This window comes from Streptomyces sp. SP17BM10, assembly GCF_036322405.1.
Lineage (GTDB): Bacteria > Actinomycetota > Actinomycetes > Streptomycetales > Streptomycetaceae > Kitasatospora.
Genome location: NZ_JAQYXB010000516.1, coordinates 90,888 through 97,975, shown reverse-complemented (window position 1 = coordinate 97,975; position 7,088 = coordinate 90,888). Strand labels below are relative to the sequence as shown.

7 protein-coding genes are annotated in these 7,088 nt (G+C 71.4%); 2 read left to right on the top strand and 5 right to left on the bottom strand.

The features are described from left to right. On the top strand, positions 1-347 hold a 347-nt coding region (locus PUR71_RS10620; protein WP_329926412.1), incomplete at its 5' end, for a hypothetical protein. A 147-nt stretch (positions 348-494) separates the two neighbouring features. Here the strand turns inward: PUR71_RS10620 and tyrS are convergent. Then, positions 495-1,769 carry a tyrosine--tRNA ligase gene (gene tyrS / locus PUR71_RS10615; RefSeq protein WP_329926427.1) on the bottom strand — a complete coding sequence of 425 codons (1,275 nt, stop codon included), beginning with the start codon at positions 1,767-1,769 and terminating at the stop codon, positions 495-497. A 280-nt stretch (positions 1,770-2,049) separates the two neighbouring features. Here tyrS and PUR71_RS10610 point away from each other — a divergent pair, with 280 nt between their 5' ends. Further along, positions 2,050-2,565: an HNH endonuclease gene (locus PUR71_RS10610; protein WP_329926410.1), complete on the top strand. Its 516-nt coding sequence runs from the start codon at positions 2,050-2,052 to the stop codon at positions 2,563-2,565. A 26-nt stretch (positions 2,566-2,591) separates the two neighbouring features. On the opposite strand, the gene PUR71_RS10605 is transcribed toward PUR71_RS10610, so the two are convergent. The 4 genes from PUR71_RS10605 to PUR71_RS10590 form a co-directional block, all read right to left on the bottom strand. Beyond that, positions 2,592-4,583 carry an outer membrane protein assembly factor BamB family protein gene (locus PUR71_RS10605; protein WP_329926408.1) on the bottom strand — a complete coding sequence of 664 codons (1,992 nt, stop codon included), beginning with the start codon at positions 4,581-4,583 and terminating at the stop codon, positions 2,592-2,594. An 80-nt stretch (positions 4,584-4,663) separates the two neighbouring features. After that, the gene (locus tag PUR71_RS10600; RefSeq protein WP_329926406.1) at positions 4,664-4,969 is read right to left on the bottom strand and encodes a 4a-hydroxytetrahydrobiopterin dehydratase; all 306 of its coding nucleotides are present in this window, start codon (positions 4,967-4,969) and stop codon (positions 4,664-4,666) included. Positions 4,970-5,073: 104 nt separating this feature from the next. Further along, positions 5,074-5,832, bottom strand: a complete 759-nt coding sequence (locus PUR71_RS10595) for a sulfite exporter TauE/SafE family protein (RefSeq protein ID WP_329926404.1) — start codon at positions 5,830-5,832, stop codon at positions 5,074-5,076. Between the two features lie 195 nt (positions 5,833-6,027). After that, on the bottom strand, positions 6,028-7,083 hold the full coding sequence (locus PUR71_RS10590) for an SPFH domain-containing protein (protein ID WP_329926402.1): 1,056 nt from the start codon (positions 7,081-7,083) through the stop codon (positions 6,028-6,030). Between the last annotated feature and the right edge of the window lie 5 nt (positions 7,084-7,088).

The window sequence follows — 7,088 nt, the reverse complement described above, 5'->3', positions numbered from 1 at the left end:
TGTTTACTTCAAAAGGAATCTCCAACCCCCATCCCGAAGGACCGAGGCCGGGGATGTCAACATATCTGGCGTTGACTTTTGGCACGCTGTTGAGTTCTCAAGGAACGGACGCTTCCTTCGAGCCGCCTTCCAGCGGGCCCACCGGGCGCTTCGTTCTTTCGTGTTTCCAGCTTATCAGACGTTTTCCGCCCCGTTTTCCGGAGTTTCATTCATCTGATTTCCCGAACTGGCCGGGACCGCTTTCCGCGACGGCCTCCACATTAGCGCATTCCGGGTGTTCGCCCGAAATTCACGCTCACCCTGTCGGCGCAGACGCCGAACGACCCAAGCTAATGGGCTTCGAGTGAGAGTGGGGGTTACCAAGTGGGGTGGCCGCTTCAGCGACTCGTTCAACACTAGGCCACCTGGAGGACGTCGTCAAACGCAGAGGGCGGGATCCGGCTGGATCCCGCCCTCGGTCGTCGAAGCCGCTGGTCAGCGGCGTCGGGTTTCGGTCACGCCGTCGCGGGCGCGGTCAGCTCGGCCGCCGCCAGGTTGCGCTTGCCGCGACGCAGCACGAGCCAGCGGCCGTGCAGCAGGTCGGCCTCGGTGGGCACCGCTTCCTCGTCCGTCACCTTGACGTTGTTGAGGTAGGCACCGCCCTCCTTGACCGTCCGGCGGGCGGCCGAGCGGCTCGGCGCCAGGCCGACGGCGACCAACAGGTCGACCACCGGCTGGAGTTCGGCGACCTCGGCCTTGGGGACCTCGGCCAGCGCCGCCGCCAGGGTCGGGGCCTCCAGGTCGGCGAGGTCGCCCTGGCCGAACAGCGCCTTGGACGCGGCGACCGCGCGCTCGTACTGGTCGGCGCCGTGGACGAGGGTGGTGAGCTCCTCGGCCAGGGCGCGCTGGGCCAGGCGGGCTGCGGGGCGCTCGGTGGTCTCGCGCTCCAACTCCTCGATCTCCTCCTTCGAGCGGAAGCTGAAGATCCGCAGGAAGTTGGAGACGTCCCGGTCGTCCGCGTTCAGCCAGAACTGGTAGAACGCGTACGGGGTGGTCAGCTCGGGGTCGAGCCAGACCGTGCCGGACTCGGTCTTGCCGAACTTGGTGCCGTCGGCCTTGACGATCAGCGGCGTGGCCAGCGCGTGCACGGACTTGCCCTCGGCCTTGCGGATCAGGTCCGTGCCGGCGGTGAGGTTGCCCCACTGGTCGCTGCCGCCGGTCTGCAGGGTGCAGCCGTAGCGGCGGTTCAGCTCCAGGTAGTCCATGCCCTGGAGGATCTGGTAGCTGAACTCGGTGTAGCTGATCCCCGCGTCGGAGTTGAGCCGTCGGGCGACGGCCTCCTTGGCGATCATGTTGTTGACGCGGAAGTACTTGCCGACGTCGCGCAGCAGGCTGATGGCGGACATCCCGGACGTCCAGTCCAGGTTGTTGACCATGCGTGCCGCGTACGGGCCGTCGAAGTCGAGGAAGCGCGAGATCTGGCCGCGCAGGCGGTCGACCCAGGCGGCGACCGTCTCGGGGTCGTTGAGCACGCGCTCGGCGGTGGGCTTCGGGTCGCCGATCAGGCCCGTGGCACCACCGACCAGGCCGAGCGGGAGGTTCCCCGCCTGCTGGAGGCGGCGCATGGTGAGGATCTGCACGAGGTTGCCGAGGTGCAGGCTGGGGGCCGTCGGGTCGAAGCCGCAATAGAACGTGACCGGGCCGTCCGCGAACGCCTTGCGCAGTGCGTCCTCGTCGGTGGACAGGGCGATCAGCCCACGCCACCGCAGCTCGTCGACGATGTCCGTCACGGTCACGCTTCTCCTTCGATCGGGCGTCCGGCCCGGTGCTGGCCCGGTTCGGTCGGGCCTCGGGTCGGTACGACTCCAGCCTGATAGAGCCTACGCGGTCCCGGCCAGCGAGTTTTCCCGAGGGACCGTCCCCGCTTCCCCGAATCCCCCGCGATACCGGAAATTCCGTTGTTCGTCGGCCGCGGGCCCATTCAGAGTGGTCCCACCGCCGTGCGGCGGCAGTGACGTGTGTGGAGACGGTCGTGCCGCCGTGGCACGCCTGTGGGAAGGGTGTGCCGAGGTGCGCAACACGCTGGTTCTGAACGCGAGCTACGAGCCCTTGACGACGGTGTCGCTCCAGCGCGCCGTGGTCCTGGTGCTCCAGGACAAGGCGGTGGTGGAGCAGGCGCATCCGCTGCGCACGGTCCGGGGTACCGGCGTCACCGTACCGGTGCCGCGGGTGATCAGACTCCAACGGTACGTACGGGTGCCGTTCCGACAACAGGCGCCGTGGTCGCGGCGGGGTGTCCTGGCCCGTGACCAGCACCTGTGCGCGTACTGCGGGCGGCGGGCCACCACGGTGGACCACCTGCAGCCGCGGTCGCGCGGCGGTGAGGACAGCTGGCTGAACACCGTGGCCGCGTGCGCCGAGGACAACCAGCGCAAGGCCGACCGGACGCCGGAGCAGGCGGGGATGAAACTGCTGCGCCGCCCGTTCGTGCCGACCCCGCAGGCGACGCTGATGCTGGCGCTCGGCCTGCGCGACTCGGAGGCCAGGGAGCTCGCCGACTGGCTGCCGGTCGTACCGGCGGCGTAGCGCCACTCCACGGAAACGGTGGTCGGCTACCCCTTCGCCTGGTAGCCGGCCGCCGTGCCGAAGTTCGCCGAGTGCTCGGGCACCACGACGACCTTGCCTCCGCCGATCAGCACCCGGCCCGAGATCAGCAGCGAGCCGGTGCCCGGCGGGAAATTGCCACCGGTCGACTCGTGGCCGCCGGTGACCGCGAAGCGGCTGAGGTGGGCGGGCTGGTCGCGGCGCTCGTCGGCGGCGAGCACGAGGGAGCCGCCGTCGAGGGCGACCGCCCGCAGCACGCCCTTCTCGGCGGCCGGGGCCTTCCAGCTCTGCTTCCCGCTGTCGAGGTCGTAGCCGACCGCGACGACGGCACCGGCGCCGTTGGCCGGCACCAGCGTGGTGACCATCGTCCGGTCCTGGAAGAAGACCCCTGGCGTGGCCGAGAACGTGCCGTGCGCGACGTCCAGGCGGCCGGTGTCACTGCCGACCGGGATCTCCGCGGCCGGGTCGCCGTTCGCGCCCCACGCGAACACCCGGTCGTCGGCCGGCTTCTCGCCGGTGGTGAGGACGACGGCGGGCTCGGCGGAGAGCACCGTCACCGTCTTCGGGTTGTTGTTCAGGCCACGCCACCAACTGACTTTGCCGTCGGCCGTGTTGAGCGCGACGGCCTGGCCGGCCGGGGTCGAGTCGGCGCAGGTGGAGGCGACCATCACGGTCTTGCCGGTGACCCCGCCGGAGAGCGTGCAGAACTTGCCCTGCCCGGTGTACTGCCAGACGTCCTTGCCGTCGGCCGCGTCCCAGGCGACCGCCCGGTCGTCGCCGACGGCCACGATCTTGTCGTCGGTGACTCCGACGTGCGCGGCGTAGGCGCCCTTGGCGTCCGAGAGGGTCTTCGTCCACGCGGTCTTGCCGGTCTTGGTGTCCACCGCCGCGAGCAGCGTGCACGGGCTGTTCGGATCCGCCTGGGCCCGGAAGAGCACGGCGCCGACACCGGACGGGTTCACGGTCGGCGACAGCCCGCACGGGACGGCCCCGGTGGCCGGCGGCTCGACCGACCAGCCGGGCTTGCCCGCCGCCAGGTCGTACGCGCGCACGCCGGAGGCGTCGGCCCGGACCACCGCGTCGGCCAGCAGCCAGCTCCCGACCAGCGTGTCGTCCGCCCCGGGCTGCGCGGCCGCGACCGGCTGCACGGACCACGCCTTGGTGTGGGCGACGGTGAAGCCGGGCTCGCCGCCCCCGCCACCCGCCGTGGACGCGCTGCCGCTGCCCTCGACGCCGACCATCAGACCGGCCGCTATCAGGACACCCAGCGCGGCGACGCCGGCGCCGGTGCGGACCATGAGCGCCTTGCGGCTGGGCACGTGTTCGCCGGTCAGCACGGCATCGGCAGCGGCCCGGGCCCGGTCCGCGAGCGAGGTACCACCGCCCTTGGCGCCCTTGACCCCGCTGGCGCCCTTCCCGCCGCCGTCTCCACCCCGGCGCGAGGCCGAGCGCGACGACACGACGGGCTCGGCGGCAGCCTGCGACTGGGGCTCCCCCGGCGCTGCGGGAGCCGGCTCCGGCTCCGTGGACTCGAGGTGCACGTAGCCGTCGGCCGAGTACTCCGCGCCCGCCGGGACGTACAGGCCGTCCTCGGCCGGCTGCTGCGGCTCCGACGCGGCGTATTCGGAGTGCTCGGCGTACTCGGCGTACTGCTGCTGCTCGTAGCCGGGGTAAGGGTGGTACGACTGGTAGGGCTGGTGGGGCTGGTGAGGCTGGTACGGGTCCTGGGCGTAGCCGCCCTGCCCGTAGGCCGTCTGACCGTCCTGTCCGTACCCGGTGCCGTGCCCGTACTCGCCGTACCCCGCGACTTGGCCGTAGTCGCCCTGCCCGTAGCCGCCCTGCCCGTACCCGGTGGTCGTCTGCCAGTGCGTCTGCCAGTGCCCCTGCTGGGCGTGATGAGTCTGCTGGCCGTGCTGCTGCTCGGGGTGACCGCCCTGCCAGTCCTGCTGCTGGGGGTACCACGCCTGCTGCTGGGCGTCTCCGAAGGGCTCCTGCGCCATCCGTTCCCGTCCCTCCCGAGCCGCCTGCACTGCGGCAGTCAGCATCTCACGCCCACCGGAGCGCCCCGCTCCGGCCTCCGTCAGGCGGCGGACTCGGCGCTCAGGGCCCCGTCGATGCGGGTGGCGAGGGTGAAGTCCAGGCCGGTCAGCCCGCCCGCGCTGTGGGTGGAGAGGACGAAGCGCAGGGTGCGCCAGCGGATGTCGATGTCGGGGTGGTGATCCAGCGCCTCGGCCTGTTCGGCCACGGCGTCGACGACGCGGATCGCCGCCGGGAAGTCCGGGGCGTCGGCGGTGCGGACGATGCTCTCGCCCTCCCGGGACCAGTGCGGCACGTCGGCCAGGGCCGCCGCGATCTCGTCCTCGGTCAGCCGTGCTCTGCTGTTCATCGAAGCGCTCCAAGCCTGGTCGGATCCGCTGTCGGCGGATCGGCGTGCACTGCGACGAACATACGCCTGTGCCGGGGCGCCGGCCCGGCGCCGCGGGACCGGGTTCAGCCCAGCAGCAGCTTGGTGACGGCCGCCAGGCCGACCACCACGATGACCGCGCGCAGCGCCGTCGGCGGCAGACGGCGGCCGACCTTGGCGCCGATCAGGCCGCCCAGCAGCGAACCCACGGCGATGAGCCCGGCGGCCGTCCAGTCGACCTTCGAGGTGAAGAGGAAGAACAGCGCCGCCACTCCGTTGACGATCATGGCGAGCGCGTTCTTCACCGCGTTGATGCGCTGGATGCCCTCCTGGAGGAGCATGCCCATGAGAGCCATCAGCAGGACGCCCTGCGCGGCGCCGAAGTAGCCGCCGTAGATGCCGGTGAGGAAGACGCCGCCGAGCAGGACGAGGCTGCCGTCCGGGTCCCCGCCGGGGCGGCGGCGGGCGGCGACGGCCTTGGCCACCCGGGGCTGGATCACCACCAGGACGAGCGCCAGCATGATGAGCACCGGGACGATCGCGTCGAAGGCGCCGCTCGGCAGCGTGATCAGCAGCACGGCGCCGACCAGCCCGCCGAGCAGGGAGGCGGTGCCGAGGCGCAGCAGGCGGCGGCCCTGGTCGGCCAGTTCGCGGCGGTAGCCGATCACGCCGCTGAGCGAACCGGGCACCAGGCCGAAGGAGTTGGACACGTTGGCGGTGACCGGCGGGATGCCGACGGCGAGCAGGACGGGGAAGGTGATCAGGGTGCCGGAGCCGACGATCACGTTGATCATCCCGGCACCGACGCCCGCCACCAGGACGGCTATCGCCTCCCAGAGCGTCACGGGTCACCTCTTCCTTTCGTCCGGGTCCGAAGGGATCATGCCGGACGGTCCGCCGAACCGACCAGCCCCGACCACGATGCGGAACACCCTCCCGACACGCCGAGGGCCCGCCCCGCACCTCGTCGGTGCGACGGCGGGCCCTCCCGCGTGGGTGCCTCACGGCGGCCGCTGCCTCACGGCCTCACCGCGGTCCGCTCACTCCGGGTCGATCTTGCGGTACTCGCGCGCCGGGTCCACCCGCGGACGGGCCGCGCCCTTGTCGATGTCCACCGGCCGCGGACCGGCCGCCGGGTCGATCGGCACCTGGGTGGCGGCCGGGGTGGCCGGCGCCGCCGGGACGCTGGGGGCCGCGACCGCGCCGCCGTTCGCGCCGCCGTTGCCGGTCAGGCCGGTGAAGGCGCCGCCGAGGCCCTTGAGCGCGTCGCCGACCTCGCTGGGGATGATCCAGAGCTTGTTGGAGTCCCCCTTGGCCAGCTCGGGCAGGGTCTGCAGGTACTGGTAGGCGAGCAGCTTCTGGTCGGCGTCGCCGTCGTGGATCGCCTCGAAGACCGTCCGGATCGCGGCCGCCTCACCGTCGGCGCGCAGCACCGCGGCCTGCGCCTCACCCTCGGCCCGCAGGACGTCCGCCTGCTTCTCGCCCTCGGCCTTGAGGATCTGCGCCTGGCGCTGGCCCTCGGCGGTGAGGATCGCGGCGCGCTTGTCACGGTCGGCGCGCATCTGCTTCTCCATCGAGTCCTGGATGGAGGTCGGCGGCTCGATCGCCTTCAGCTCGACGCGGTTGACCCGGATGCCCCACTTGCCGGTCGCCTCGTCCAGGACGCCGCGCAGACCGGCGTTGATGACCTCGCGGGAGGTCAGGGTGGACTCCAGGTCCATGGAGCCGATGATGTTGCGCAGCGTGGTGACGGTGAGCTGCTCGATGGCCTGGATGTAGCTCGCGACCTCGTACGTCGCCGCCCGGGGGTCCGTGACCTGGTAGTAGATCACCGTGTCGATGTTGACGACCAGGTTGTCCTGGGTGATCACCGGCTGCGGCGGGAACGGCACGACCTGCTCGCGCAGGTCGATGCGGTTGCGGACCCGGTCGATGAACGGGACGACGATGTTCAGACCTGCGTTGAGGGTCCGGGTGTAGCGGCCGAAGCGCTCCACGATCGCGGCGCTGGCCTGCGGGATGACCTGGATCGTCTTGATCAGCGCGATGAAGGCCACCACGACCAGGACGACCAAAACGATAAGGACGGGTTCCACGGACT

Excerpts from the sequence above, each read along its gene's own strand:
- PUR71_RS10605 (WP_329926408.1), bottom strand. The coding sequence starts at position 4,583 with ATGGCGCAGGAGCCCTTCGGAGACGCCCAGCAGCAGGCGTGGTACCCC.
- PUR71_RS10600 (WP_329926406.1), bottom strand. The coding sequence starts at position 4,969 with ATGAACAGCAGAGCACGGCTGACCGAGGACGAGATCGCGGCGGCCCTG.